The following is a 25,859-nucleotide window of genomic DNA, read 5'->3' on the forward strand; positions in this document are numbered from 1 at the left end:
GGGGCGCCCTTTCTGCCGCCTCCCCCGTGGTGGGGGCGTCCCGTCCTTCCTCGGATCAGCTCGCAGCCGAACGATGCGACCACGCAGAGACCGGGAGCCCCGCCCGACTCAGTTGAAGTCGCCGCCCGGCGCCATGTCCATGAAGCGCGAGTAGTGCCCCTGGAAGGCCACGGTGATCGTCGCCGTCGGGCCGTTACGGTGCTTGGCCACGATCAGGTCGGCCTCACCCGGACGAACGTCTTTGTCGTAGACGGAGTCGCGGTGCAGCAGGATCACCATGTCGGCGTCCTGCTCGATCGAGCCGGACTCACGCAGGTCGCTGATCGCGGGCTTCTTGTCGGTGCGCTGCTCAGGACCACGGTTCAGTTGCGACAGTGCGATGACCGGAACCTGCAGCTCCTTGGCGATGAGCTTGAGGCTTCGCGAGAACTCCGAGACCTCCTGCTGGCGCGACTCGACACGCTTTCCCGAGGTCATCAGCTGCAGGTAGTCGATGATGACCATCCGCAGACCCTCGCGCTGCTTGAGTCGCCGGCACTTCGCACGGATCTCGACCAGCGTCATGTTGGGGCTGTCGTCGATGTAGAGGGGGGCGTCGTTGATGCGGCCTCGAGTGGCCGCGACGGTGGTCCAGTCCCGCGGGTCGAGGTTTCCCTTGCGCATGTTCTGCAGCGGGATCTGACCTTCGGCGCTCAGCAGACGCATCGCGATCTCGCTCTTGCCCATCTCGAGCGAGAAGAAGACGGAGGGGATGTTGTGGCCGATGGATGCCGAGCGCGCGAAGTCGAGCGCGAGGGTCGACTTACCCATCGCAGGACGCGCGGCGACGACGATCATCTGCCCGCCGTGCAGGCCGTTGGTGAGCTCGTCGAGCTCCTTGAAGCCCGTCGGAACGCCCGTCATCGACCCGTCGCGACCGCTGGCTGCCTCGATCTCTTCGAGCGCGGCATCGACCGCGATCTGCAGCGGCACGTAGTCTTCGGCAGTCTCGGATCCGGTGATCGAGTAGATCTCTGCCTGGGCGTTGTTGACGATGTCGGTGGCGTCGCCCTGTCCGTCGTAACCGAGCTGCACGATGCGGGTGCCCGCATCGACCAGACGGCGCAGGATCGCCCGCTCCGACACGATGCCCGCGTAGTAGCCGGCGTTCGCCGCAGTGGGGACGATCGAGGTGAGCGTATGCAGATAGTCGGCGCCGCCGGCGCGACTCAGCTCCCCCGTCTTGATGAGCTCGTCGGTGACGGCGACGACGTCCGTCGGCTCGCCGTGCGAGTAGAGCGACAGGATCGCCTCGAAGATGAGCTCGTGCTTGGGGATGTAGAAGTCGGCGCCCTTGAGCGTCTCGATCACATCGGCGACGGCATCCTTCGAGAGGAGCATTCCACCCAGCGCGCTCTGCTCGGCGAGCGTGTCGTGCGGGGGTGTGCGCTCTGGCGGACGCTTGCCCCCGAGGCGCTCCTCTGAGATGTCGGCGATCGACACACTGCTCCCTTCGATGCGACGTTCTTCCGGTGTGCTCGGTGCCGACTGCGTCGGCCACTCGATGCGATTCAGCTCGAGAAGGACCGTTCGCACAGCAAACCAGGCACTTCCGACATCGGGTCGCTGCACCACGCTACGAGCGGGTGTTTTCGGTCGCAACACGGCCTGTGGATAACTATGTGGAAAGCGTGCGAACAAGTCCGGAGAGTCTGTGCAGAACGCATGTGGATAACTCGGTGGAGTACCTCGAAACAGGGTTCTATTTTTCCCACTGGTCTGGGATTTAGAGTTTCCCCACCCTGTGGATGAGAACGTGGTTCAACTGGGCATTGAAGGTTGATCGCATCCGGTGGGGGATGTGTAGAACCTGGGGAAAGTCAAGCCGAGATTCAACCGGGCGCGTCACACTGCGCAACCCCCTGAAATGTGCGCGAGATGTCATCGTTTTCGAGCGGAACCCTCTAGACATCGCGATATGCCGGGAGTATCGTCACCGGCAATCGACGCAGTGCGCGTCGTGAACGAACGATGGCTCTCGGGGGAGGGAAGTCGACGTGAACGCTCAAGAAGCCCGGCGTGGCCTTCCGGCTGTCGCCCTGTGGGGCAGCCTGGGCGCGGTCGCGTGGGCGGCGATCACGATCTTCACGGGAGGGTCGTCTGCGAGCGCGGACGACAGCTCGAGCGATTCTCTGCTCGACGGTGTCTCCTCTGTCGTCAGCGAGACGGTCTCGACCGTCGAAGACACCGTCACGGCAGCGACCACGCCGATCGTGGCGCCGGTCGCCCCCGTCGTGACCCAGGTCGTGGCCCCGGCCGTCACCCAGGTGGTCGAGCCGGTCGTCACCCACGTCGTCGAGCCGGTCCTCACCCACGTCGTCGAGCCCGTCGCGGCCCAGGTCGTCGAGCCGGTGCAGCAGGTGGCTCAGCCGACCGTCGAACACGTCGCGGAGACGATCGCGCAGGTTCCGGTCGTCGGCCCGGTGACGTCGCCGATCGTCGACATCGTCGCCGACACCACCGAGGCCGTCGTCACGCCCGTGACCGATCTGGTCGACGGATCCCCGGTGGCGCCGATCGTGACACCCGTGACGGACCTGATCGCAGGACTGCCGATCGTCGGAGATGTGACCGGCGATCTCGGAGTGCCCGCGGTGATCGACGTGGTCGTCGGTGTCGTCGACGGGACGACACCGATCGTCGGAGAGGTCGTCGACAACACCGTGCCGCCGATCGTCCCGGGCCTCACGCCCACTCGGCCAGCCGTTCCCGCATCCGGGCCGGACTCCGATCCGGTCGGACCGATCCATGCCGCAGCCGATGCGCGGACGGGCCTCCACTCCCCTGCGGTCGCGCGCCTTCAGCCAGTCGACCCGGCAGCATCCGGACTCCAGCCGGCAGCACCCATCACTGTGCCCGCCACGAGTGCGCCGGCATCCGATGACCGGCCCTCGCCTTTCCCTCCGCCCTCCGGTGCCCCGGCGGCGCCGTCTTCCTCCGCCGGTTCGAGCGGAGCCTCCTCACTCTCCCCCGCGCACCTCAGCGACGCGGGTCTTGTCGCGTTCCGTGCCGTGGAGCGCACCCCCGGTGCACCCGACGACGTCCTGCCGACGTCTCTGGTCGCCGACACCGACGTCTCTCCTGACTGACGGGTTGTCCGGTCGTTCCTCGTGAACGACAGATGCCGTGCTGCGCGCGCACATGCTCTTCGCGTGCACCCATCCAGACACACCCATTTCCAGTCAGGAGAAGGACATCATGCGTACATACATCAAGCGGGCCCTGTGGGGCACGCTTCTCGCCGGCGGGATCACCCTGCTCGGCGCAACGGCCGCCAACGCGGCAGACACCTCAGGAGAAGACGGTCTGCTCTCGGGCACCCAGGCGGACACCGCGATCACGGCGCCCGTCACGATCGTCGACAACGCCGTCTCGCTGCTCGGAGATTCCTCCGCGGAGCAGGCCCCGGCTCCGGCCCCTCAACCGGCTCCGGCACCTCAACCGGCTTCGGCTCCCGCACCGGCCCCCACCACGAGCGGTGAATCCGGCACCGCGTCGGGCACCCAGGCCGTCGTGGACGTCGTCGTTCCCGTCACCGTGACCGGCAATGCGATCACCGTGCTCGGCGACTCGTCGAGCGAGTCGGCGGCGCCGGCCGAGGTTCCCCAGGCACCGGCCCCCGCCCCCGCCCCGGCTGTCACGACGAACGGCGATGACGGTGTGCTGTCGGGCACCCAGGGCCTGCTTCAGGTCGACGCGCCCATCACCGTGTCGGGCAACTCGATCGCAGTGCTCGGCGACAGCGAGACCCTCGGACAGGATGCCGCAGCACCGGCGCCCTCGAGCGGCAGCGCAACCGGATCCACAGCGCCGTCCACGTCGGGCGACGACGGCGTCGCGAGCGGCACGCAGGTGACCGCACCCGTGACGGCACCCGTCACGATCGGCGGCAACGCGATCTCCGTCATCGGAGACAGCGAGAGCACCGGAAGCAGCGGCACCACCGCACCCGCATCCGGAGGCAGCTCCACCGCACCGGAAACCTCGGGTACCGATGCGGTCGGGAGCGGCACGCAGGTGACCGCACCCGTGACGGCTCCGATCACCGTCGGCGGCAACGCGATCTCCGTCATCGGAGACAGCGAGAGCACCGGAAGCGGCGGCACCACCGCACCCGCATCCGGAGGCAGCTCCACCGCACCCGAGACCTCGGGTACCGACGCGGTCGGGAGCGGCACGCAGGTGACCGCACCTGTGACGGCGCCCGTCACCGTCGGCGGCAACGCGATCTCCGTCATTGGAGACAGCGAGTCGACGAGCGGAACCGGCTCCACCGGAACCACCGGGGCAACCCCGTCCACCGGCAGCACCACCACCGGTGACGACGGAATCCTCGGCGGAACCCAGGTCACCGCCCCCGTGACTCTTCCGATCACGATCGGCGGCAACGCGATCTCCGTGGTAGGCGAGAGCACCGTCACGGCTCCCCCGAGCGATCCCGGAACCGACCCGGGCACGGACCCCGGCACTGACCCCGGAACGGACCCCGGCACCGACCCGGGAACCGACCCCGGCACCGACCCCGGCACCGACCCCGGCACCGACCCGGGAACCGACCCCGGCACAGATCCTGGAACCGACCCGGGCACGGACCCCGGAACCGATCCCGGCACCGACCCCGGCACAACTCCCGGCGCAGTCACGGGAGTCGGCACCGACGCCGGCACGTCCGCGACCGCTGTCGCGAGCGGCGCAGCCGTGACGGCATCCGCCCCGGCTGAGGGACTCGCCGCCACCGGTGGTTCCTCCTCCTTCGGCTTCGCATTCCTCGCCGCACTCCTGCTCCTCCTCGGAGCCGGAATGCTGCGTCGTCGCCCCGTGACGGCGTAGCCGCAGACCCCGGCGGTGTCGACGTCCTCGGGGGAGGAGATGCGACACCGCCGGTGTGCGGATCCCGTGATGCCCTGAGCAGGTTCCCCAGACCTGCCCGCGTCTGCGATGCCGCGCAGTTCACGGATGCCCCGCGTCCCCAGCGCGGGGCATCCGTCGTGCCCGGAACCCGCACGAGGGGCGTCGGATGACGCCGAGGACGATCCGCCTAGACTCTCCGGGGAGGTCATCATGCAGAACGCGCTCGCGTCGCAGGTGCCGCGGTGACAGAGGATCCGCGCCGTCTGCGGTGGGCGGTCAACGGCGCACGGACATTCCATATCCCGGCTGATGCCGCCGATGTCGCCCTGGTCGAGATCGACCGTGCGATGCAGGCTGCCCACTTCCGTGCAGACGTGCCCGGTGCCGAGGCCGGAGTGCAGCGAATCCACCGACGCGGGTCGGTTGTCGGCGATGTCCTCATCGGCGGAAGCGGGCTCTCGACCCTCACGACCAGGCTCGGTCCGCTGTCTGCCCGAGGCGTCGCCGTGACCTGGATCGGCCCGGTCGACGGGCACTCGATCCGCGTGATCGTCTCACTGGTCGCCGGATCCCACGTCGGAGGGGACTTCGTGGACGGGGTCGACGAAGCAGTGCGCGCTCTCGTCTCCCGCGGCATACCTGTCGAGGACGACGGGTGGTCACGGTCCGTCGACGTCGATGAGACTTTGCCCGCGAATCCCCGTCGCGCCGCCGAACTCGGTCTCACCCGCTAACCGCCTTCACCAGACCCTCCGAAACACCGACCGGCCACGAACGCAGAACGCCCCCTGTCCCGAAGGACAGGGGGCGTTCGAGAGCGTCGCGCCTTACTTGGCGGCGACGACCTGCAGCGTGATGACTGCGGTCACGTCGTCGTGCAGACGAACGGTGGCCTCGTGCTCGCCGACCGACTTGATCGCCGACGGGATGTGCACCTTGCGCTTGTCGATCGAGCCGAGACCCGCGGCTGCGACAGCATCCGCGATGTGATCGGTCTTGACCGAACCGAAGAGGCGACCCTCGTTGCCGGCCTTGACGGCCAGGCGCACCTTGGTGGCCTCGAGGGAGTTCTTCAGCGCCACGGCCTCGTCGCGGTCGTGGATCGCGCGAGCCTGACGAGCAGCCTGGATCGAAGCGACCTGCTTTTCGCCACCGCGGGTCCACGCCGTAGCGAAGCCCTGGGGGATGAGGTAGTTGCGGGCGAACCCGTTCTTGACCTCGACTACGTCACCGGCGCTACCCAGCCCGGCGACCTCGTTCGTGAGAATCAGCTTTGCCATCTCGATACCCCTTACCGGCCGGCGCCAGCGTAGGGCAGGAGTGCCATTTCGCGTGCGTTCTTGATCGCGGTGGCGATCAGACGCTGCTCCTGCACCGAAACACCGGTGATACGACGGGCGCGGATCTTGCCACGCTCCGAGACGAACTTGCGGAGGGTGGAGACATCCTTGTAATCGATGACTCCGACCCGGATCGACTTCGCGGGAGCGGTGGGCTTGCCACCCTTCCGCGGCTTGCGGCGGTCGCCGCTAGACTTTCCAGCCATTGTTTTTCCTTAATGATGAGACGGATGCCGAAGCATCCCGAGATCCTGTTTCAGAAGGGGGTGTCGTCGCCGAAGCTGCCCGGAGTGCTCCAGGCGTCTGCGCTCGTCGACGAGCCGGGGGTTGACCACGGCTCTTCCGACACCTGCTGCTGCTGAGCGGGGCGCGACTGTCCGCCGCCACCACCGCCGCCGCCACCGGTCGACGCCGCACGGGTGACCTGCGCGGTCGCGTATCGAAGCGAGGGGCCGATCTCGTCGACCTCCAGCTCGATAGCGGTGCGCTGGTTGCCCTCGCGGTCCTGGTAGGAGCGCTGACGCAGACGGCCCTGCGCCATGACGCGCATGCCCTTGGTCAGCGAACCCGCCACGTGCTCGGCGAACTCGCGCCAGACCGACGCACGGAGGAACAGCGCTTCGCCGTCCTTCCATTCGTTGGCGGCGCGGTCGAAGTTCCGAGGCGTCGAAGCGATGGTGAAGTTCGCCACCGGCAGTCCGTTCTGCGTGTAGCGCAGCTCGGGGTCGGCCGTGAGGTTACCCACCACGGTGATGACTGTTTCGCCGGCCATCGGACTCAGGCCTTCGCAGCCTTGGCGGCCTTGCGAGCAGCCTTCTCTTCGGTGCGCTTCGCTTCGAACGCGACCATCGCCTGAGCTTCCTCAGAACGGAGGACCTTGGTGCGCATGATCTGCTCGTTCAGCTTCAGCTGACGGTCGAGCTCCTGCGTGGCCTCGCTGGTGGCGGTGAAGTTGACGACGGCGTAGATGCCCTCGTTCTTCTTCTGGATCTCGTAAGCCAGACGGCGCTTACCCCAGATGTCGACCTTGTCAATCGAGCCACCATCGTTGGTGATGACCTTCAGGAACTTGTCGAGCGTAGGGGCTACCTGGCGCTCGTCGATCTCGGGGGTCAGAATGACCATGAGTTCGTACTGGTGCGTCACTTACCCACCTCCTTCGGACTAGAACGGCTTCCGGGACTTTCCCGGAAGCAGGAGGGTGTGTGAACGTCATCCGCCGAGCCACCCGAGTGGGGGCCTGATGGCAGACAACCTTGACAGTCTAGCGGAGAAACCTTCGGCCTGCCCCCACGCCTCTCGCCGGGCAGTTGGCATGCTGGAGTGCGTGCGGTCTGACACTCAGTGCGCACACGACCGAAGGGGGAACGCCATGCGCGTCAACAAATGGGGGGTCGGCCTCGTCCTGACCGCCACCGTACTGCTCACCGGGTGCACCGCGGGTGCCGAGGAGCCCGCCGAAGAAGAGCCCACAGCGGCCGCGGAGGAGACCACCGCACCCGAGTCCGACTGCCCTGAGCTGACCGAAGGCGCGACCGTCGACGGCACCGCGCTCGGCGCCTGCATCACCGAGGCGATGACCGACACCGCCGGCTACCAGGCCAAGACATCGATCCTGGGCATGGACACGACCGCCCGGTACAACCCCGCGACGGATGCCGTCGAGACCATCACTCCGATGGGATCGCTGATCATCATCGGCGACGACGCCTGGGTCAAGACTCCTACGACCGAGTGGCAGGTCGCCGACCCGAACTCGAGCGACCCGATCGTCGCCGCGCTCAGCAGCGGTGCGGCGACGGCGGCGGGCACCGACCCGGCCACGGCCGCAGGCGCGCTCACCGGCGAGTTCACCGTGACCGGAACCGGCAGCCGCCTGGGTCAGGACGTCTACCTCGTGAGCGGCACGTCAGAGGCGCAGGGCGTCGCCGTCGACGTGGTGTTCGAGGTCACCGACGACTACGTGGTGCTGGCGACGACCGGCAGCACCGAGGCCGCCGGCCAGATGATCGAGACCTCGCTCGAGATCACCGAGTGGGACGTCGAGCAGGACATCGTCGCACCTCTCTGATCCACCAGGGGATGCTGCGGGCCGGGGCGATCGCCTCGGCCCGCGGTGCGTTCCGGGCTCTGCTGGCGCAGCATCCGCTCGGGTCATCCCTCGACCCACCCTCTCGGGCCATCCCCTGGGAGGAGATCTGCGCTTCGGGAGGAGGATCGGGTTCGGAACCTCCTCCCCGGAGACAGATCTCCTCCCGAGGGGCGGACGCGAACGCACCAGCCGTGTTCAGCGGCGCCGTGACCCGCCGATCAGGCTGAGGCCTCGAGGGCCCTCCCGTCGGGAGGACGACTGCGCCACGGGAGGAGGCTTCGCGCCCATCCGTCCTCCCGAGGAGCAGATCTCCTCCCGGGGGGCAGTGGGGCAGATGTCGTCCGAGCGAGCGCACAGCCGAGCGAGCGAACAGCCGAGCGCACAGCCGAGCGGGCAAGCGCCCTAGCGGGCGGACGACAGACGTCAGTCGATGACGGGGGCGATCTCCGACCAGACGATGCGCTCGTTCGTCGAGGGCGCGACCGGGATGCGACCTGCTCCGTCGGGCTCGGGGATCGCCGCGAGCAGCGCCTGAGTGTACGGATGCTGCGGCGCAGACCACACACGATCGGTGGCCCCCGCTTCGAGCACCCGTCCGGCGAACATCACGAAGGTCCGATCGGCGATGCGCCGGACGACGGCGAGGTCGTGCGAGATGAACAGCATCCCCGCGCCGGCCTCGGCGACGAGGTCTCGCATGAGACCGGCGACGCTCGTCTGGGTCGATGCATCCAGAGCCGAGATCGGCTCGTCGGCGACGAGCAGCGACGGCCGCGCGGCGAGCGCGCGCGCGATCGCGAGCCGCTGCTTCTGGCCGCCCGAGAACTGATGCGGGAAGCGCGTGGCGACCTCGGTGGGCAACCCGACGCGGTCGAGCCACTCGGGGACGGTCGATCCTTCGGCGCCGCGAGCGCGGGCGGTCGCGATGCCATCGGCGATCTGGTCGCCCACGCGACGCCGCGGGTTGAGCGACGTCGACGGATCCTGGAACACCATCTGGATGCCGGTGAGAGCGAGCTCGCGCCGACGGATGCCGAGCGGCTTCACGGGCTCGCCGCGGAACCGCACCTCTCCCCCGGCGAGCTTCTCGATGCCGACGACCGCACGGGCCAGGCTCGACTTGCCGCTGCCGGACTCGCCCACGAGCGCGACGGTCTCTCCGGGGGCGACGGTCAGTGAGACGCCGTCGACGGCGACCACCGGCGGGCTCCCGGGGTAGCGCACGACGACTCCCTGCGCGTCGAGGACGGCGATCTCACTCATCTGCGGCCTCCTCTTCGGCATCCTTCACGGCAGCATCCGAGAGTGCCGCATCCGACATCACCGGATCGATGAGCGCGGGATCCGGTGAGGCGATCTCGAGCTTCGACCCCGGCAGGGCCGCGAGCAGCGTGCGGGTGTACTCGTGCTGCGGGTCGCGGAACAGGGTCGCGCGGTCTGCCCGCTCGACGATCTGCCCGTTCTTCATCACGGCGACCTCATCGGCGATCGCACTCATGACGCCCAGGTCGTGCGTGACGAGCAGCACGGCGAGATTGCGGTCGGTCGCGAGGTCGCGCAGCAGCCGGAGGATGCCGGCCTGCACCGTGACGTCGAGCGCGGTGGTCGGCTCGTCGGCCAGCAGCACCTCGGGGTCGCACGCGAGCGCACATGCGATGGCGATGCGCTGGCGCTGACCTCCGGAGAACTGGTGTGGGTAGCGCTTCAGTGCCGCATCCGGATTCGGCACCTGCACCGTCTCGAGCAGCTCGATGGCCCTGGCCTTCGCGGCCTCGCCCCGAAGATCGAGATGCACGCGCATGTGGTCGGTGAGCTGCCGGCCGATCGGCAGCTGCGGGTGCAGCGACGCCGACGGGTCCTGGAAGATCATCGCGATGCGCTTGCCGCGGATGCGGTTGAGGGCGCGGCGGCGCATGCCGACGAGCTCCTCCCCCGCGAGCGTGATGGATCCGCCGGTACGCGCCTGCCGGGGCAGCAGCCCGAGCACGGCGAGCGCGGTGAGCGTCTTGCCGGATCCGGATTCGCCGGCGAGACCGTGGATGCGTCCGGCTTCGAGGTCGAGCGAGATGCCGTGCACGAGGGGGCGACCGATGTCGATCGTCAGGTCACGGATGCTCAGCGCGCTCGTGGGGGTCGAGGCGGTCATGCTGCCGCCCCCTTCGCCGATGCCACGTGCTCGGCCTGCTTCTCGTGCGTGACCTCGGCCGTCGGGTCGAGGATGTCGCGCATCGCGTCACCGAGGAAGTTGAAGGCGAGCACCACGGTGAGGATCGCGAGACCGGGGAAGACCCCGAGCCACCAGGCATCGAAGTTCTGCATGGCGGCGGAGATCATCGATCCCCACTCTGCGGTCGGAGGCTGCGCGCCGAGACCGAGGAAGGAGAGGCCGGAGAGAAGCAGGATCGCCGCACCGATGTCGAGGGTGGCGAGCACCAGCACGGGTCCGGCGATGTTCGGAAGGATGTCGATGAACAGCGTCCGCAGCGGCGAGTGTCCGAGCAGACGACCGGCGATGACGTAGTTCTGCCCGCGGAGTCCGAGCACGATGCTGCGCGTGACTCGCGAGTACTGCGGCCACGAGACCACGATCGCCGCGATCACCGCGTTGAACAGCGACGGCCCGAGGGATGCCGCCACCACCATCGCGAGGATGACCGTCGGGAACGCCATGAACAGATCGGTGATGCGCATCAGCGTCTCGTCGACCCAGCCGCCGAAGTAGCCGGCGACCGCGCCGATCACGGTGCCGATGATCATCGCGGCGATCACGAGCATGAGCGCCAGGGGAAGGCTCACCGTCGCACCGGTCATCAGGCGCGAGAAGATGTCTCGCCCGTTGCCGTCGGTGCCGAGCAGTGTGTCGATGCCCGGCGCCTGCAGACGAGGAAGCACCTGGGCATTGGGGCCGTAGGGAACCCACCACTGCGCGGTGAAGGCGACGATGATCCATGCTCCGGCGATGACGGTGCCGATCACGCCGAGCGGCGTGCGCCAGGCGCGGGGCCAGCGGAACCGGAACCGCCAGGGACCGGATGCCGAGTCGATGCGGCTCATGCGATCCTCACTCTCGGGTCGAGGACGCCGTAGAGCAGATCGACGACGAAGTTGATGAGGAGGTAGATGAAGCCGACGACGAGACCGACGCCCATGATTCCGGGGAGGTCGAGGTTCGCCGCCGAGTTGTAGGCGTAGGTGCCCAGGCCGGGCCACGCGAACACCGACTCGACGAGCACGGTGCCGGAGAGCAGCGAGCCGAACGCGACGCCGACGATGGTGAGGATCGGCAGGGATGCCCCTCGGAGCACGTAGTCGAGGATCACGCGCATGGCCGGAAGGCCCTTGGCGCGGGCCGCGCGGACGTAGTCGCTGCCGAGCACCTCGAGCACCGATGTGCGGATGAAGCGCGTCAGCAGACCGATCGTCACGAGCGACAGCACCATGACCGGGAGGGCGAGGTGGGCGAGGGCATCGGCGAATCCGACGCCGTCTCCGTTGAGGAGGTAGTCGACCGTGTAGAGCCCGGTGATGCGTGGCGGCGGCGTGATCGACGGAGAGATGCGACCGGAGCCGGGCGCGATGCGCAGCTCGAGGAAGAACACGTAGAAGCTGACCAGAGCGAGCCAGAACGTCGGGACGCTCAGCCCGATCAGCGTCACGATGCGGATGACCTGGTCGGTGACGAGGCCGCGACGGTAGGCCGCGAGGGTTCCGAGCACGACGCTCACCGCGAGGCTGAGGATGATGGCCCCGATCGCGATCTCGATCGTCGCCGGCACCGCGGTGGCCAGGTCGCTGGTGACCGGTCGCCCGGTCACCAGCGATGTTCCGAGGTCTCCTCGAAACAGGTTGCCCATGTAGATGAAGTACTGCACGAAGAGAGGCTGATCGAGGCCCTGGGCCTTGATGAACGCCTCACGCGTCTCGGGGTTCTGCGATGCTCCCTCGCCCAGCGCCGCCGACACGGGGTCGCCGGGCACGAGGTTCGTCAGCGCGAAGGTCACGATCGTGACTCCCACGAGAAGGAGCAGCGAAGTGCCGATCCGGCGCAGCAGGTATCCGACGAGCGGTGACCTGCGACGCTGAGCCTGCCGTCGCACGGCCACCGTCGTCATCAGTCAGCCCCGATCAGCCGGCAGGCGTGATCTCGGCGATGTCCATCTCCCACACCGAGTTGTACACGGCGCCGGTGACGGCATCCGCCGTGGCGATGTTGCGGCCGGGGACGATCAGCGGCACGAAGGGGCCCTCGGCCTGCATCGCCTCGGCGAACGAGGTGAAGGCCTCGCTGCGCTGGGCCTCGTCGGTCGCGGCAGCAGCACCGGCTGCGATGCCTGCGATCTCGGGGTTGGCCTCAGCGGCCCAGCCTGCGCGCAGACCGACCTTCAGGCCGGGAGCGAACGGGAGGAAGTTCGCCGAGTCGGCGTAATCCGGGCCCCAGAACCACAGGCCGAAGCCCTCGGTGCCGTTGACGTAGGCGTCGAGCTCGGTGGCGAACGGCGCCGGTGCGAGTTCGACCGTGATGCCGGCATCCTCGAGCTGAGCCTGGATGCGCTCGGCGAGCGGGGTGAACTCCACACCGCCGACCGGGTAGTCGTTCGGGAACTGCAGCTTGAGGGTCTGACCCGTGTAGCCGGCTTCGGCGAGAGCAGCCTCGGCCTTGTCGAGGTCCTGCTCCACGCCGGTGTCGAGGGCGCCCTCGAATCCGGGCGGGATCACGCCGGTCGCCTGCACGGCTCCCGCACCTGCGAGCTCGAGCAGCGCGTCGTAGTCGAGTGCGTAGCGGATCGCCTCGGCGATCTTGACGTTCGCGAGCTCACCCGCGACGGCCTCCGACTGGTTGAGCAGCAGGAAGATCGTCTGGCCGGACGGCACCGACTCGACGTTCAGTCCGTCGCCGAGGCCGGAGACCTGGTCGCCGTTGAGGTCCATCGCGACCATCGAGTCGCCGCCCTTGAGGTTCGCGAGCTGCGTCGCGCTCTCCGAGACGTTTCGCACGACGACGCGGCCGTATGCCGCCTCTTCGTCCCCGTTGTACTCGTCGCTCTTGGTCAGCACGACCTGCGACGAGAGGTCGAGCGTGTCGAGCACGAACGGACCGGAGCCGGCGGACTCGCCGTCGAGGAAGCTCTGTGCGCTGTCGGAGCCGTCGATCGATCCGCCGTTCTCGATGACCACGTCGGAGTTGACGATGCCGAGCGCAGGGTTGGCGAGGATCGCGGGCAGCTGCAGCAGCGGCGTCTCGGAGGTGATCGAGATCGTCTTCTCGTCGACCTCGGTGATCGTCAGGCCGCCCAGGAGGAAGTTCGGCTTGGCTTCGGTCATGCCCTGGATGCGCTGCAGGGTGAAGACGACATCCTTCGCCTCGATCGGCGTGCCGTCGGAGAAGACGCGGTCGCCTTCGAGCGTGAAGGTGAACTCGGTCGCCTCATCGTTCTGCTCCCACGACGCGAGCCCGGGCACAGGGGTCGAGACATCCGAGCCCTCGAAGTCGACGAGGGTCTCGTAGAGCGCCTTCGCGATCATGTTGCCGGTCGGGTCGTAGGTGTGACCGGGGTCGGCGGTCTCGATCGAGAACGCGGTGTCGATGACCAGCGAGTCGGAACCGGAGGATTCTCCCCCGGTGTTCGCCGAGTTGCCACCGGAGCAACCGGCGAGAGCGAAGAGCGCGACAGCTCCGATCGCGATGACGGACGTGCTGCGACGTGACGACATATGGGCCTCCAGGGGCGAGGAGTTTCATCGGGTTCGGTCGACGCCGGGTGGACGACCGGTGATCAGATTCGCATTGTATGGGACTATGTGTCCAGCAAGAATGCAGACGTCATCACAGTCTGTCCAAGACCCCGCCCACGAGGAGCATTGTGTCCACCAAGAGCGACGAAGCCGTGAAGCAATCTGGACGAAGTGCCGCCCCACTGGACGACATCGGATACAGAATCCTCGAGACGCTGCGCGATAACGGTCGGATCTCGATCGCCGCGCTGGCCGAGACCGTGGGGATTTCTCGCGCGAACGCCTACACGCGCGTCGAGACGCTCATGCAGGACGGCGTCATCACCGGGTTCAGCGCGCGGGTCGATCAGTCCAAGGCGGGGCTGTCGATCGGTGCGCTCGTCTTCGTCACCGTGCATCCGCAGGCCTGGGCGTCGTTCCGCGAGAGCGTGCTCGAGATGCCCGACGTCGAGTGGTGCGCCATCACCACGGGCGAGCATGACGCCATGCTGCTCATCCGTGCCGTCGACGTGAGCGGCGTGCACGAGTTCACGACCGGCGTCGTCGCGCAGCTGCCCGAGGTGCGCACCGTCGTCAGCGTGGTCGTGCTCGACGAGGTGATCCGCCGGTCGTTCCTGCTGCCGAGCGACCTGCCGGAGCGCGACCTGGCGACGCCGCTGGGCATGACGCGATGGACTCCGGCGACGCCGGGTCGCGACATGCTGCCGCCACGCTGACGCCGAACCCGGTGGTCGAGCGAGGACGGCGAAGCCGACCGAGACGAAACGCCCGATCAGGCCGCGACGGGCTCTTCGCAGACACTGAGCTGCGGCAGTCCGTGCATCTCGTAGTGCTCGACGAGACGGATGCGGCCGTCATCCGTGAGTTCGAGCTGGCTCTCGCCGTCTCCGGTCACGACGGCGCCGTCTGAGACGAGCACGTGCACGAACGACACCCAGATGGTGTCGCCGGTGCGGGTGCCGACGAAGCGCCCGAAGGTGACGGTGTCACCGGAGTAGTCACCCCAGATCGCACCGTCCTTCTCCCAATAGACGAACTCGCTGGGAGACTCGGGGTCGACAGCCGAGGTGGTCGAGGAGACCATCAGGAACCGGCGGCCGTCGAGCGAGGGGATGGTTGCAGTCGAACTCACCCTCCGATTATGGAGGGCGCTCGAAGGTGCACTGAAGCCCCTTCGGCAAGCGTCTTCCCGGGCAGCTCGCGGAGCAGGCGGGGTGAGACGAAACAGGCGCGGGCACCGATGCCCTCGGCGTTTCGTCTGACCCTCGTTCGACGTCGAGCATGCGCCCCTCCGCCGCGCGGGCAGGTGAACCGATGCCTCGCAGGTACCGTGGGTCGCATGCAGTGGATCTCTGACACCTCGGCGGGCGACTGGCTGCGCGATCGCCTCGACGATCCGTGGAAAGCGACGATGCACGACGTCGTGCCGCACGGGTTCCCCGCGTACGCCCGCATCCTGCATCCCGCGACCGTGCGCTCTCTGCCCGACCGCCCCGTGCCCTCCTACGAGGAGTACGAGCGGATGTCGGAGGCCGAGCATCTGAGCCTGAGAGATCAGTACGTCGACGAGCCCGCGACGTGGGCGGAGACGGCATCCGCCTTCGGCACGACCCTGCACCCGTCGGCTCAGTGGCAGCGCATCGTGCGCACCCCGATCGACGGTGACTGGAACCTGCGGCTGTCACCGGACGGCCGAGAGTTCACGGGGCCGATGGAGGGCGAAGTCTCTCCGGAGATGCTCTCCGTGATCGCCGGGCACCTCACCACCCACACGACGACTCCGGATGCCGGCTTCGCGGCGCTCTGGGAAGGTCGGGGCGGTCTCGTCGGACACCTCGGCCATTCACCGTCCCGGATGTTTTTCACGTTCAACGACGAGCCGAATCACCAGGCGATGCTCGACCGCAGCATCCATGACCCTCTCAACAACGCCTTCCGCAAGCCGACGTGGCAGGAGGGCATCCTGTCACGCGAGATCTCGGAAGGACCGCGGTTCCGCCTCCCCGGGCGCGACCACGTGCTGTTCCGCGGGGCGGTCAGCGACTTCGCCCGCGCGGACTGGGTGCTCGACGTACCCTGGCGCGACCGTCCGGGCGAGGAGCACGGCTTCCCGCCGTCGGCGCAGAGCCCGACGATCCTGTGGCCGGACGACCACGCGTGGACCCTCGTGAGCGAGATCGACTACGACTCGACCATCGTCGCGGGGTCCGCCGAACTCGTCGCCGCGATCTGCGCCGACGAACGGCTCGAGGCATTCCCCATTCCCGAGAACGCCGACCTCACGTGGGACGCCGACGAGGTGAACCGATGACGACTCCGCGGCCCGCGTCCACGGCGTCCTTCGACGCCGCTCCGCTCACCGAGCCGGTCGACCCGAAGGCGGTCACCGCGTTCGCCGCCGAGCTTCGAGCCCGAGGGTCCAGCGGCACGAACGGCTCGAGCATCATCGCGATCGTCGTCATCGCGCTCATGGCCATCATCGTGGTGCCTGTGGTCTTCACGACCATCGTCGGCATGGTCTCCACGCCCGGCGGATCCGGGTTCGCCATCGTTCCGCTGGTGATCTTCGGCGCCGTCGCCGTCGTGATCGCCATCGGGTCGTTCGTCGGATGGCGGCGCGCCCGCGTCACGCGCTATCGACTGCACCGGTTCGCTCAGGCGAACGGGATGTCGTACGAGGGACGAGTGACTGCCCCCGCGCTGCCGGGGATGATCTTCAGCCTCGGCGGCTCGCGCATGTCGACGGATCTCGTGCGTGGCACGACGCCGCGGTTCGTCGAGTTCGGCAACTACCAGTACACGGTGAAGCGGGGCAAGAGCTCGACCACCTACCGCTGGGGCTATGTCGCGGTGAAGCTCGACGTGCCGCTGCCCAACATCGTGCTCGACGCCAAGGGCAACAACGGATTCGGATCGAACCTGCCGGCGTCGTTCCAGAAGGAGCAGCGACTGTCGCTCGAGGGCGACTTCGACGAGTACTTCACCCTCTACTGCCCCGAGGGATACGAGCGAGACGCGCTCTATCTGTTCAGCCCCGACATCATGGCCCGGTTCATCGACAACGCCGCCGAGCTCGACGTCGAGATCGTCGACGACTGGATGTTCCTCTACACGCAGCGCAGGGTGTCGACGCTCGACCCAGCGACCTGGGCGTGGTTGTTCGGCGCCGTCGGCGCCTTGATCACGAAGCTCGATCAATGGGAACGATGGAGAGACGAGCGTCTGCTCCTCGAGAATCAGACGGCTGCGGCATCCGCGTCCCCGGCCGCCTCACCGCGGCCTGCAGGCGAGCGGCTTCCGTTTGCGCCACCGGCCGGCCTGCTGTCGCCGCCGCCGGGCGTCGCGCACGAAGGACGCAGACTGAAGCGCAGCTTCCCGTGGGTGCCGGTGGTCTTCATGATCGCCTTTGCGGCGTTCTGGTTCTGGTCCAGATCGTTCTGAGCGGGAGCCCCCGAGGGTGGGTTGTGGGGGTGGGTGCTGACTGGGGATCAGCGTTCCCACCCCATCCCCCCTCGGGATCAGAAGGAGATCTGACACTCCCTCCGCAGGACGGTCGAACCGTCCATACGCGCGGGTCAGCTGGGGACTGACGACTCTGCGCGTATATGAGTAATGGTATACCGGCATACGTTGCATTCCGTTGCGTCGGAGAGACTCGACCGAACCGGTCGAATCCCGCGGAATGATGCACGAAATGCGGACAGAAAGGCCCTCCGGAAGGCGGCATTCGTGCACTCTCGCGAATGCCTGTCATCGCGCATTACCTCGAGTGACGGACCCGGCCCCACCCTCTTCTGCATGCAAGAGAATGGAAGGTGATGTCTGAACGCGAAGATCACACCCAGTGGCAGGCCGAGCGCCGCGCCTCCGTCACGTCCGCGACGGGCAACCTCGCCCTGATCGAGACCCGCTGGACGGGCGAGGCGCCTGATCTGGATGCCGAGCAGCAGGCGGCATCCGACACGGTGACCGTGACGCCGATCCAGCGCACGAACATCGAGACCGGCGAGGCCGAGCACGGACTGCGTCTGTGGGATGCCGATGCACCGGCGATCCGCGCCTTCGACCGCATCGACACCTACGACTACGACCCTGCGTGGGTGCTCGAGGGTCACTTCACCCCGGTGTCCGGCGATCGCCGAGTGTCGTTCGAGCACATCCGCGACAACGGCGGCACACGCGAGCTCGTCGTCCCCGGCGACATCCACTTCGAGCTCGACGGCCGTGAATACGATCTGGCGGCCTTCGACGACGGCGGCACCCTGCTGCTCGTGTTCGGCGATGAGACGAACGGCGCCGAGACCTACGGATCCGGCCGCTTCCTGTTCGTCGAGCTGCGCGACGACGAGGGCACCGTGGTGCTCGACTTCAACCGCGCCTTCGCGCCGCCGTGCGGGTTCAGCGCCCAGTACAACTGCCCGCTGCCGCCGGCATCCAACCGCTTCCCCCTGCCTATCCGAGCAGGCGAGAAGAACGTCGTCTTCCGCGACGGCTTCGACATCTACGCGGCGTGACGCCGCACCCCCTCACCCTGGAGCACTCATGAGAAGAACCCGCATCCTCGGCGCGCTCGGCGCCGTGGCCACGCTCGCCCTCGTGGCCGGATGCGCGTCGGGCGCCACCGACGACGCCGCGAGCGAAGACGCCACGATCTTCATCGGGTCGCTGTACGAGCCCACCAACCTGAGCAACACGCAGGGCGGCGGCCAGGGCGTGACCGAGGCCCTGACCGGCAACGTCTACGAGGGCCTCTACCGCCTGACCGACGACGGCGAGGTCGAGCCGCTTCTCGCCGAAGACGCTCAGGTGTCCGACGACGGCCTCACCTACACGATCACGCTGCGCGACGACGTGACCTTCCACTCCGGTGACCCGCTGACCTCCGCCGATGTGAAGTCGAGCGTCGAGGCCGTCACCGCCGAGGACTCCGTGTCGGCGCGCAAGTCGAGCTTCAAGACGATCGCCGACATCGCGACCCCCGACGACCAGACCGTCGTCTTCACGCTGTCGCAGCGGTCGATCTCGTTCCTCTACAACCTCAGCTACGTCTGGGTCGTCAACGACGAGGCCGGCGACATCACCGGGTCGGAAGACGGCACGGGCCCCTACACGCTCGACGAGTGGAAGAAGGGCTCGACCCTGACGCTCGAGCGCTGGGACGACTACTGGGGCGAGCCGGCCAAGAACGCCGAGGTCGTCTACACCTACTTCACTGACGCGACCGCCGAGAACAACGCTCTGGCCACGGGCGAGATCGACGTGATCACGAGCGTGCAGAGCCCGGATTCGCTCGCGCAGTTCGACAACGACGACTACGTGATCAGCGAGGGAACCTCGACCACGAAGGAGCTGCTCGCCTTCAACGACCGCGTCGCCCCCTTCGACAACGCACTCGTGCGCAAGGCGATCTACTCGGCGATCGACACCCAGAAGCTCCTCGAGTCGATCTGGGGCGACTACGGCACGCTCATCGGCTCCATGGTGCCGCCGACCGACCCCTGGTACGAGGACCTCACCGCGGTGAACCCCTACGACGTCGAGCTGTCGAAGGATCTGCTCGCTCAGGCCGGCTACGCCGACGGCTTCACGTTCACGCTCGACACCCCGAGCTACGACCCGCACCCCGCCGTGGCGGAGTTCCTGCAGTCGCAGCTCGCCGAGGTCGGCATCACGGTCGAGATCAACACGATCAGCGCCGACGAGTGGTACACGAAGGTGTTCAAGGAGCAGGACTTCGAGGCCACGCTCCAGGAGCACGTGAACGACCGCGACGTGGTCTGGTACGGCAACCCCGACTTCTACTGGGGATACAACGACGCCCAGGTGCAGCAGTGGGTCGCCGAGGCCGAGCAGGCAGTCACGACCGACGAGCAGACCGCCCTGCTGAAGCAGGTCAACGAGAAGATCGCCGAGGATGCCGCGAGCGTATGGTTGTACCTCTACCCGCAGATCGTGGTCGCCTCGAGCGACCTCAGCGGATACCCGGTCAATGGCCTGAACTCCCAGTTCTTCGCCTACGACATCGTCAAGTCCTGACGCGCGAGGGGGATGCCGCGCGTCGGCATCCCCCTCCTCATCCTGAACAGCCATGCTCGCTTATCTGATCCGCCGTCTCGCCTTCCTCGTGGTGTCGCTCGTCGTCGCGATGATCGCGATCTTCGTGCTGCTGCGCCTGCTTCCCGGCGACCCGGCGAACGCCCTGCTCTCGGTCAATGCCACTCCTGAGCAGATCGCCGCGGCCCGCGCGCAGGTCGGTTCCGACCAGCCCCTGCTGCAGCAGTTCACGACCTGGGCGGGGCAGCTGCTGCGATTCGACCTCGGTGAGTCCTTCCTGAGCTCGCGTCCGGTCGGCCCCGACATCGCCGACCGCCTCGCCGTGACCCTTCCGCTCACGCTCATCGCGTTCACCGTCGCGCTGCTCGTCTCGCTCGTGATCGGCATCACCGCGGCCGTGAAGTCCGACCGCTGGTACGGCATCGCGCTCTCCGGTTTCGCGCAGCTCGGCGTCGCGGTTCCCGTCTTCTGGGTGGGCGTCGTGCTCGTCTGGGTCTTCGCGCTCGGACTCGGCCTGCTGCCTTCGGGCGGCTTCCCCCGAGACGACTGGGAGGATCCGGCCGATGCCCTGCGCTCGCTCGCCCTGCCGGTGATCACCATCGTGATCGTGATGAGCGCCTCTCTCAGCCGGTACGTGCGGTCGGCCACCCTCGACGTGATCGGCAGCGACTACCTGCGCACCGCGCGGGCCGGGGGTTCCGGCACTGCCGAAGCGCTTCTGCGTCACGGTGTGCGCAACGGCTCGGTGCCCGTCGTCGCGATCCTCGGAATCGAGCTGTCGACGACGCTCCTCGGCGCGGTCGTCGTGGAGAGCGTCTTCACTCTCCCCGGTCTCGGCAGCCTGCTGCTGTCGGCCATCGAGCAGCACGACTTCCAGGTCATCCAGGGCGTCCTCGTGGTCAGCACCCTCTTCGTGCTGCTCGTCGGGTTCGCCGCCGACATCGTGCAGCGCCTGATCGATCCGCGTCTGCGCACGAGCGTCTCGGGCAACCGATGAGCCGCGTCGCCGAGCAGTTGATCACCGGCTCCGTCCCCGTGCGGCGCCGACCGAAGGCGACCCTGCTGATCGGACTCGCGCTCACCGGCGTCATCGTGCTGATCGCCCTGGTCTCGCTGTTCTGGCTGCCGTACCCGCTCGCCGACACCAGTGGCAGCCGCCTCGAGGGCCCGAGCGCCCTGCACCTGCTCGGCACCGACCGTCTCGGCCGTGATCTGCTGTCGCAGCTCATGTGGGGTGCGCGGATCGCTCTGATCGTCGGCACCTGCTCTGTCGCGATCGCCGCCGTGCTCGGCACGATCGTCGGACTCATCGCCGCGTTCTCCCGCCCTTGGGTCGACGACACGCTGTCAGCCGGTCTCGACGTCGTGATCGCGTTCCCGGTGCTGCTGCTCGCGATGCTGGTGGTCGCCGTGCAGGGCGCCTCGCTCTGGTCTGCGGTGCTCGCGATCGGTCTCGCGATGTCGGCAGTCGTCGCGCGTCTCACCCGCATCCTCTCGCGCCGCGTGCTGCAGGAGCAGTTCGTCACCGCCGCGCGCACCAGCGGCACGGGTGTTCTCGGCATCGTGATGCAGCACGTGCTGCCCAACATCGCGCCGACACTCGCCGTCAGTCTCGCGCTGCAGTTCGGTGCCGCCGTGCTCGCCGAGGCGAGCCTGTCGTACCTCGGACTCGGCGCCCCGCCGCCCAACGCCTCGTGGGGTCGGATGCTGCAGGAGGCGCAGGGCACCGTGCTCACCGCCCCGGTGGGCGCGATCGCCCCCGGCATCGCGATCATCGCCCTGGTGCTCGGAGTCAACTTCCTCGCCGACGGCCTGCGCGATCTCGCCGACCCGACCCGCAGGAGGAGCCGATGAGCATCCTCGACGTCTCAGGCCTCACCGTGCTTTCGGCATCGGGCGCACTCGTGCGCGATGTGTCGTTCTCACTCGCACCCGGCGAGCGTCTGGGCCTGATCGGCGAATCCGGGTCGGGCAAGTCGCTCACCTCGCTCGCCGTCACCGGTCTGCTTCCTGATTCGCTCACGGCCTCCGGGTCGGTGCTGCTCGACGAGCACCAGGTGGTCGGCGCTCGGGATGCCGATCTCAGGCCTCTGCGCGGACCCGTCGCGCAGATCGTGTTCCAGGAGCCGCTCACCGCGCTCGATCCGCTGATGCGCGTCGGACGACAGATCGCCGAGCCGCTGCGCCGTCATCTCGGACTGCGCGGCGCCGAGCTGCGTTCTGCGGTGGCGGCCGCCCTCGACGAGGTCTCTCTCACCGACCCGCGCATCGCGCGCGCCTACCCGCACGAGCTCTCGGGTGGTCAGCGGCAGCGGGTCGCGATCGCGATAGCCCTCGCCGCCAAGCCGCAGCTGCTCATCGCCGACGAGCCGACGACCGCTCTCGACGTGACGGTGCAGGACGCCGTGCTCGCCCTGCTCGAGCGTCTCGTCGCCGAGCGAGGCATGGCGCTGCTGTTCATCAGCCACGATCTCGCCGTCGTGTCGCGCATGGTCGATCGCATCGTCGTCCTGCGCGATGGGCTCGTGGTCGAAGAGGGCACGGTCGCCCAGGTGCTGCGGAACCCTGTGGAGCCGTATACGCGGATGCTGGTCGACAGCGCTCGCGCACTCGACGCGTTCCTCGATGCGACGGAGGCGGGCGCATGAGCCTTCTCGAACTGCGCGGCGCCGGCTTCGCGTACGGCTCTCATCGAGTGCTCGACGACATCTCGCTGAGCCTCGATGAAGGCGACTCCCTCGGGCTCGTGGGCGAGTCGGGTGCCGGCAAATCGACGATCCTGCGTCTGCTGCTCGGCCTCGCCGTGCCTCGGGAGGGGCAGGTGCTGTTCGACGGCGAGCTCCTGTCGCTGCGCGATCGCGCGCAGATGCGTCGCTTCCGCGCGAGCGTACAGCCCGTGTTCCAAGACCCGTATTCGTCGCTCGACCCCCGTCAGCGCATCGACCGCATCATCGGCGAGCCGCTTCGGTCACTGCGCCTGGCATCCGGTGCCGACGCCCAGCGCCGCATCGCCGAATCCCTCGAGTCGGTCGGCCTTCCCGCCGACACCGCGCACCGTTATCCCCACGAGTTCTCGGGCGGACAGCGTCAGCGCATCGCCATCGCACGGGCCGTCGTCTCCCGTCCGCGGGTTCTGCTCGCCGATGAGCCCGTGAGCGCTCTCGACGTCACCACCCGGGTGCAGGTGCTCGAGCTGCTCGACCGCCTGCGCCGCGAGAACGGCCTGTCGCTCGTGATGGTGTCGCACGACCTCACGGCCATCGCCTCGGCGTGCGACCGGACAGTCGTGCTGAAGAACGGTCACGTGGTGGAGCAGGGTGCCACGGCATCCGTACTGCATGCCCCGCAGGATCCGTACACGCGGGCGCTGGTCGACGCCGTTCCGCGCCTCCCCCGCTGAGCGCCGCCGGCGGCGTGACGTGGCATCAGTCCGCGGTCGTCAACCCGCCGAACCCGCCAGCCCGAAGTACTCCAGCTCCGCATCGTTCAGCATCCGCGAGCGGATGAGGAATCGCATCCCCGTCGGGCCCTCGACCGAGAAGCCGGCACCGCGCCCCGGCACGACGTCGATCGTCAGGTGCGTGTACTTCCAGTACTCGAACTGTGACTCCGACATGAAGACTTCGACCGGGGCGTCGAGCCCCACATCGAGGGCACCGAGCAGCACATCTCCGGGGCCCGTGATGAACATCCCGACGGGGTAGCACATGGGAGATGAGCCGTCGCAGCATCCGCCCGACTGGTGGAACATCAGCGGGCCATGCTGCACGGTGAGGTCGCGGATGAGGGACGCCGCGGCATCCGTCACGTCGACCCGCTGATAGGTGCCGATGCTCACCATGATTCCTACCTTTCGTCAGCTCCCGGTCGTTGAGCGAGGACGGCGAAGCCGACCGAGACGAAACGCGGCGAGCGGTTCAGCGCGTTTCGTCTCGGGGCTTCGCTCCTTGCTCAATTACCGGAGGCGGGCTTCGCTCAGAAGAAGCCCATCGGTCCCTCCGCATACGAGACCAGGAGGTTCTTGGTCTGCTGGTAGTGGTCGAGCATCATCTTGTGGTTCTCGCGCCCGACGCCCGACTGCTTGTATCCACCGAACGCTGCGTGCGCCGGGTACTGGTGATACGTGTTGGTCCAGACGCGACCGGCCTCGATCGCACGCCCCGCACGATATGCCGTGTCACCGCTGCGGCTCCAGACTCCGGCGCCCAGACCGTAGAGCGTGTCGTTGGCGATCGAGATCGCATCGTCGAAGTTGTCGAACGAGGTGACCGACAGCACCGGCCCGAAGATCTCCTCCTGGAAGATGCGCATGTCGTTCGTGCCCTCGAACACGGTCGGTGCGACGTAGTACCCGCCGCTGAGGTCGCCGCCGAGGTCGACGCGATCGCCTCCCGTGAGCAGCCGCGCGCCGCCCTGCTTTCCGATGTCGATGTAGCTGAGGATCTTCTCCAGCTGGTCGTTCGACGCCTGCGCGCCGATCATCGTGGCCGGGTCGAGCGGGTTGCCCTGGATCACCTTGCCGACGCGCTCGAGTCCGTCGGCGAGGAACCCGTCGTAGATCGACCGCTGGATCAACGCGCGCGACGGGCACGTGCAGACCTCGCCCTGATTCAGCGCGAACATCGTGAAGCCCTCGAGCGCCTTGTCGTAGAACGGGTCGGCGGTGTCGCGCGCGACATCCTCGAAGAAGACGTTCGGGCTCTTGCCTCCGAGTTCGAGCGTGACCGGGATCAGGTTCTGCGACGCGTACTGCATGATCAGGCGCCCCGTCGTGGTCTCACCCGTGAAGGCGACCTTGCGGATGCGCTTGTGCTGCGCGAGCGGTGCACCTGCCTCGATGCCGAAGCCGTTGACGATGTTCACGACACCGGCCGGCAGCAGGTCTCCGATGATGTCGAAGAGGAAGAGCAGGGATGCCGGGGTCTGCTCCGCGGGCTTGATGACCACGCAGTTGCCTGCGGCGAGCGCCGGCGCGAGCTTCCACACCGCCATCAGGATCGGGAAGTTCCACGGGATGATCTGACCGACCACTCCGAGCGGCTCGTGGAAGTGATACGCGACGGTGTTCTCGTCGAGCTGGCTGATGCCGCCCTCCTGCGCACGGAGCACGCCGGCGAAGTACCGGAAGTGATCGACTGCGAGAGGGATGTCGGCGGCGAGCGTCTCGCGCACGGGCTTGCCGTTCTCCCAGGTCTCGGCGACGGCGATCTCCTCGAGGTGCTGCTCGATGCGATCGGCGATCCTGTTGAGGATCACCGATCGTTCAGCCGGGCTGGTCTTGCCCCAGCTCGCGAACGCCTTCCAGGCGACGTCGACGGCACGGTCGATGTCTTCGACTGTTCCGCGGCCCACCTCGGTGAAGGGCTTGCCGTTGACCGGACTGACGTTGTCGAAGAACTGCCCTTTGACCGGGTCCACGAACTCGCCGCCGATGTAATGGCCGTACCGGGGGCGATAGGTCGCGATGGCGCCCGGCTGACCGGGAGCGGCGTAGGCGGACGACGCGGATGCGGTGGACACGTCTTCTTCGACGATGGTCATCGGTGACTCCTTCGACGGGCCGCGGCTCCGATGCCGTGCGGCTGTGATCCGACGGTAGGTCGCCGCACGTTGCGTCCCGATGCGCAACGTTGCGAACGGTTGCGGGGCGGGCATGGCGGCATCCGTCGAACGGCTGATACTTCCCTGGATGGCGGGTATGCCGTCGGCGTGTGGGCCGCCGGGCGGGGATCCGTCAGCCGGATGACCCC

26 protein-coding genes are annotated in these 25,859 nt (G+C 67.8%); 13 read left to right on the forward strand and 13 right to left on the reverse strand.

What is annotated here, in order from left to right; translation table 11 throughout:
• Positions 1 to 108: 108 nt before the first annotated feature.
• Positions 109 to 1,482: a replicative DNA helicase gene (gene dnaB / locus OPU70_RS08690; protein WP_042541564.1), complete on the reverse strand. Its 1,374-nt coding sequence runs from the start codon at positions 1,480 to 1,482 to the stop codon at positions 109 to 111.
• A gap of 554 nt (positions 1,483 to 2,036) precedes the next feature.
• Here dnaB and OPU70_RS08695 point away from each other — a divergent pair.
• The 3 genes from OPU70_RS08695 to OPU70_RS08705 all read left to right on the forward strand — a co-directional run bounded on the left by OPU70_RS08695 (position 2,037) and on the right by OPU70_RS08705 (position 5,624).
• Positions 2,037 to 3,128, forward strand: coding sequence for a hypothetical protein (locus OPU70_RS08695; RefSeq protein ID WP_498557542.1), 1,092 nt, complete (start codon positions 2,037 to 2,039; stop codon positions 3,126 to 3,128).
• Between the two features lie 109 nt (positions 3,129 to 3,237).
• Positions 3,238 to 4,869, forward strand: coding sequence for a beta strand repeat-containing protein (locus tag OPU70_RS08700; RefSeq protein WP_498557543.1), 1,632 nt, complete (start codon positions 3,238 to 3,240; stop codon positions 4,867 to 4,869).
• 263 nt (positions 4,870 to 5,132) lie between these two features.
• Entirely contained in the window at positions 5,133 to 5,624 is a 492-nt protein-coding gene (locus tag OPU70_RS08705) for a hypothetical protein (RefSeq protein WP_498557544.1), read from the forward strand.
• Between the two features lie 93 nt (positions 5,625 to 5,717).
• Here OPU70_RS08705 and rplI read toward each other — a convergent pair whose 3' ends face one another.
• From rplI to rpsF, 4 genes are read right to left on the reverse strand one after another with little or no spacing between them, the layout of a single operon-like run.
• Entirely contained in the window at positions 5,718 to 6,170 is a 453-nt protein-coding gene (gene rplI / locus OPU70_RS08710) for a 50S ribosomal protein L9 (protein WP_042541517.1), read from the reverse strand.
• An 11-nt stretch (positions 6,171 to 6,181) separates the two neighbouring features.
• A complete protein-coding gene (rpsR, locus tag OPU70_RS08715) occupies positions 6,182 to 6,436 on the reverse strand; it encodes a 30S ribosomal protein S18 (protein ID WP_042541518.1) in 255 nt (84 codons plus the stop codon).
• Between the two features lie 50 nt (positions 6,437 to 6,486).
• Positions 6,487 to 7,002 (reverse strand): single-stranded DNA-binding protein, encoded by a 516-nt coding sequence (locus tag OPU70_RS08720; RefSeq protein ID WP_042541519.1) that lies wholly within the window; start codon positions 7,000 to 7,002, stop codon positions 6,487 to 6,489.
• Positions 7,003 to 7,007: 5 nt separating this feature from the next.
• The gene (gene rpsF / locus OPU70_RS08725; protein WP_042541520.1) at positions 7,008 to 7,376 is read right to left on the reverse strand and encodes a 30S ribosomal protein S6; all 369 of its coding nucleotides are present in this window, start codon (positions 7,374 to 7,376) and stop codon (positions 7,008 to 7,010) included.
• Positions 7,377 to 7,602: 226 nt separating this feature from the next.
• Here rpsF and OPU70_RS08730 point away from each other — a divergent pair, with 226 nt between their 5' ends.
• On the forward strand, positions 7,603 to 8,301 hold the full coding sequence (locus tag OPU70_RS08730) for a hypothetical protein (protein ID WP_228385601.1): 699 nt from the start codon (positions 7,603 to 7,605) through the stop codon (positions 8,299 to 8,301).
• Positions 8,302 to 8,745: 444 nt separating this feature from the next.
• Here the strand turns inward: OPU70_RS08730 and OPU70_RS08735 are convergent, their stop codons facing one another.
• The 5 genes from OPU70_RS08735 to OPU70_RS08755 are packed head-to-tail and all read right to left on the reverse strand — an operon-like array spanning position 8,746 to position 14,034.
• Positions 8,746 to 9,585 (reverse strand): ABC transporter ATP-binding protein, encoded by an 840-nt coding sequence (locus tag OPU70_RS08735; RefSeq protein ID WP_042541522.1) that lies wholly within the window; start codon positions 9,583 to 9,585, stop codon positions 8,746 to 8,748.
• Positions 9,578 to 10,468: an ABC transporter ATP-binding protein gene (locus OPU70_RS08740; protein WP_498557545.1), complete on the reverse strand. Its 891-nt coding sequence runs from the start codon at positions 10,466 to 10,468 to the stop codon at positions 9,578 to 9,580. The genes OPU70_RS08735 and OPU70_RS08740 overlap by 8 nt, the downstream gene beginning before the upstream one ends.
• The gene (locus tag OPU70_RS08745; protein WP_056275557.1) at positions 10,465 to 11,376 is read right to left on the reverse strand and encodes an ABC transporter permease; all 912 of its coding nucleotides are present in this window, start codon (positions 11,374 to 11,376) and stop codon (positions 10,465 to 10,467) included. Before OPU70_RS08745 ends, OPU70_RS08740 begins: the two co-directional genes overlap by 4 nt.
• Complete coding sequence (locus OPU70_RS08750; protein ID WP_042541524.1) at positions 11,373 to 12,434, reverse strand: ABC transporter permease; 1,062 nt, start codon at positions 12,432 to 12,434, stop codon at positions 11,373 to 11,375. The genes OPU70_RS08745 and OPU70_RS08750 overlap by 4 nt, the downstream gene beginning before the upstream one ends.
• A 13-nt stretch (positions 12,435 to 12,447) precedes the next feature.
• Positions 12,448 to 14,034, reverse strand: coding sequence for an ABC transporter substrate-binding protein (locus tag OPU70_RS08755; RefSeq protein WP_498557546.1), 1,587 nt, complete (start codon positions 14,032 to 14,034; stop codon positions 12,448 to 12,450).
• Positions 14,035 to 14,183: 149 nt separating this feature from the next.
• Here OPU70_RS08755 and OPU70_RS08760 point away from each other — a divergent pair, with 149 nt between their 5' ends.
• Positions 14,184 to 14,771, forward strand: a complete 588-nt coding sequence (locus tag OPU70_RS08760; RefSeq protein WP_228385602.1) for an Lrp/AsnC family transcriptional regulator — start codon at positions 14,184 to 14,186, stop codon at positions 14,769 to 14,771.
• A gap of 56 nt (positions 14,772 to 14,827) precedes the next feature.
• On the opposite strand, the gene OPU70_RS08765 is transcribed toward OPU70_RS08760, so the two are convergent.
• Positions 14,828 to 15,187, reverse strand: coding sequence for an avidin-fold protein (locus OPU70_RS08765; RefSeq protein ID WP_228385603.1), 360 nt, complete (start codon positions 15,185 to 15,187; stop codon positions 14,828 to 14,830).
• A 207-nt stretch (positions 15,188 to 15,394) separates the two neighbouring features.
• Between OPU70_RS08765 and OPU70_RS08770 the strand changes: the two genes are divergently transcribed.
• The 8 genes from OPU70_RS08770 (at position 15,395) to OPU70_RS08805 (ending at position 23,509) form a co-directional block, all read left to right on the forward strand.
• Positions 15,395 to 16,366: a hypothetical protein gene (locus OPU70_RS08770; RefSeq protein WP_042541526.1), complete on the forward strand. Its 972-nt coding sequence runs from the start codon at positions 15,395 to 15,397 to the stop codon at positions 16,364 to 16,366.
• Positions 16,363 to 17,496 carry a hypothetical protein gene (locus OPU70_RS08775; RefSeq protein ID WP_498557547.1) on the forward strand — a complete coding sequence of 378 codons (1,134 nt, stop codon included), beginning with the start codon at positions 16,363 to 16,365 and terminating at the stop codon, positions 17,494 to 17,496. Before OPU70_RS08770 ends, OPU70_RS08775 begins: the two co-directional genes overlap by 4 nt.
• Before the next feature lie 377 nt (positions 17,497 to 17,873).
• A complete protein-coding gene (locus OPU70_RS08780; protein ID WP_498557548.1) occupies positions 17,874 to 18,569 on the forward strand; it encodes a DUF1684 domain-containing protein in 696 nt (231 codons plus the stop codon).
• A 28-nt stretch (positions 18,570 to 18,597) separates the two neighbouring features.
• On the forward strand, positions 18,598 to 20,091 hold the full coding sequence (locus OPU70_RS08785) for an ABC transporter substrate-binding protein (RefSeq protein WP_498557549.1): 1,494 nt from the start codon (positions 18,598 to 18,600) through the stop codon (positions 20,089 to 20,091).
• 52 nt (positions 20,092 to 20,143) lie between these two features.
• The gene (locus tag OPU70_RS08790) at positions 20,144 to 21,106 is read left to right on the forward strand and encodes an ABC transporter permease (RefSeq protein WP_455903897.1); all 963 of its coding nucleotides are present in this window, start codon (positions 20,144 to 20,146) and stop codon (positions 21,104 to 21,106) included.
• Positions 21,103 to 21,963 (forward strand): ABC transporter permease, encoded by an 861-nt coding sequence (locus OPU70_RS08795; RefSeq protein ID WP_042541531.1) that lies wholly within the window; start codon positions 21,103 to 21,105, stop codon positions 21,961 to 21,963. Before OPU70_RS08790 ends, OPU70_RS08795 begins: the two co-directional genes overlap by 4 nt.
• Positions 21,960 to 22,757 (forward strand): ABC transporter ATP-binding protein, encoded by a 798-nt coding sequence (locus OPU70_RS08800; RefSeq protein WP_498557550.1) that lies wholly within the window; start codon positions 21,960 to 21,962, stop codon positions 22,755 to 22,757. The genes OPU70_RS08795 and OPU70_RS08800 overlap by 4 nt, the downstream gene beginning before the upstream one ends.
• Positions 22,754 to 23,509, forward strand: coding sequence for an ABC transporter ATP-binding protein (locus OPU70_RS08805; RefSeq protein ID WP_311877838.1), 756 nt, complete (start codon positions 22,754 to 22,756; stop codon positions 23,507 to 23,509). The genes OPU70_RS08800 and OPU70_RS08805 overlap by 4 nt, the downstream gene beginning before the upstream one ends.
• 39 nt (positions 23,510 to 23,548) lie before the next feature.
• Here the strand turns inward: OPU70_RS08805 and OPU70_RS08810 are convergent, their stop codons facing one another.
• Both OPU70_RS08810 and exaC read right to left on the reverse strand, forming a co-directional pair.
• The gene (locus OPU70_RS08810) at positions 23,549 to 23,950 is read right to left on the reverse strand and encodes a DUF779 domain-containing protein (RefSeq protein WP_498557551.1); all 402 of its coding nucleotides are present in this window, start codon (positions 23,948 to 23,950) and stop codon (positions 23,549 to 23,551) included.
• A 134-nt stretch (positions 23,951 to 24,084) separates the two neighbouring features.
• Positions 24,085 to 25,650: an acetaldehyde dehydrogenase ExaC gene (exaC, locus tag OPU70_RS08815; RefSeq protein WP_498557552.1), complete on the reverse strand. Its 1,566-nt coding sequence runs from the start codon at positions 25,648 to 25,650 to the stop codon at positions 24,085 to 24,087.
• Positions 25,651 to 25,859: the final 209 nt, after the last annotated feature.

Source organism: Microbacterium sp. SWDP-B6 (genome assembly GCF_059803615.1).

Coding starts and splice junctions, on each gene's coding strand:
- OPU70_RS08700 (WP_498557543.1), top strand. CDS start 3,238: ATGCGTACATACATCAAGCGGGCCCTGTGGGGCACGCTTCTCGCCGGC.
- rplI (WP_042541517.1), bottom strand. CDS start 6,170: ATGGCAAAGCTGATTCTCACGAACGAGGTCGCCGGGCTGGGTAGCGCC.
- rpsR (WP_042541518.1), bottom strand. CDS start 6,436: ATGGCTGGAAAGTCTAGCGGCGACCGCCGCAAGCCGCGGAAGGGTGGC.
- OPU70_RS08720 (WP_042541519.1), bottom strand. CDS start 7,002: ATGGCCGGCGAAACAGTCATCACCGTGGTGGGTAACCTCACGGCCGAC.
- OPU70_RS08730 (WP_228385601.1), top strand. CDS start 7,603: ATGCGCGTCAACAAATGGGGGGTCGGCCTCGTCCTGACCGCCACCGTA.
- OPU70_RS08735 (WP_042541522.1), bottom strand. CDS start 9,585: ATGAGTGAGATCGCCGTCCTCGACGCGCAGGGAGTCGTCGTGCGCTAC.
- OPU70_RS08740 (WP_498557545.1), bottom strand. CDS start 10,468: ATGACCGCCTCGACCCCCACGAGCGCGCTGAGCATCCGTGACCTGACG.
- OPU70_RS08745 (WP_056275557.1), bottom strand. CDS start 11,376: ATGAGCCGCATCGACTCGGCATCCGGTCCCTGGCGGTTCCGGTTCCGC.
- OPU70_RS08750 (WP_042541524.1), bottom strand. CDS start 12,434: ATGACGACGGTGGCCGTGCGACGGCAGGCTCAGCGTCGCAGGTCACCG.
- OPU70_RS08755 (WP_498557546.1), bottom strand. CDS start 14,034: ATGTCGTCACGTCGCAGCACGTCCGTCATCGCGATCGGAGCTGTCGCG.
- OPU70_RS08770 (WP_042541526.1), top strand. CDS start 15,395: ATGCAGTGGATCTCTGACACCTCGGCGGGCGACTGGCTGCGCGATCGC.
- OPU70_RS08775 (WP_498557547.1), top strand. CDS start 16,363: ATGACGACTCCGCGGCCCGCGTCCACGGCGTCCTTCGACGCCGCTCCG.
- OPU70_RS08780 (WP_498557548.1), top strand. CDS start 17,874: ATGTCTGAACGCGAAGATCACACCCAGTGGCAGGCCGAGCGCCGCGCC.
- OPU70_RS08785 (WP_498557549.1), top strand. CDS start 18,598: ATGAGAAGAACCCGCATCCTCGGCGCGCTCGGCGCCGTGGCCACGCTC.
- OPU70_RS08790 (WP_455903897.1), top strand. CDS start 20,144: ATGCTCGCTTATCTGATCCGCCGTCTCGCCTTCCTCGTGGTGTCGCTC.
- OPU70_RS08795 (WP_042541531.1), top strand. CDS start 21,103: ATGAGCCGCGTCGCCGAGCAGTTGATCACCGGCTCCGTCCCCGTGCGG.
- OPU70_RS08800 (WP_498557550.1), top strand. CDS start 21,960: ATGAGCATCCTCGACGTCTCAGGCCTCACCGTGCTTTCGGCATCGGGC.
- OPU70_RS08805 (WP_311877838.1), top strand. CDS start 22,754: ATGAGCCTTCTCGAACTGCGCGGCGCCGGCTTCGCGTACGGCTCTCAT.
- OPU70_RS08810 (WP_498557551.1), bottom strand. CDS start 23,950: ATGGTGAGCATCGGCACCTATCAGCGGGTCGACGTGACGGATGCCGCG.
- exaC (WP_498557552.1), bottom strand. CDS start 25,650: ATGACCATCGTCGAAGAAGACGTGTCCACCGCATCCGCGTCGTCCGCC.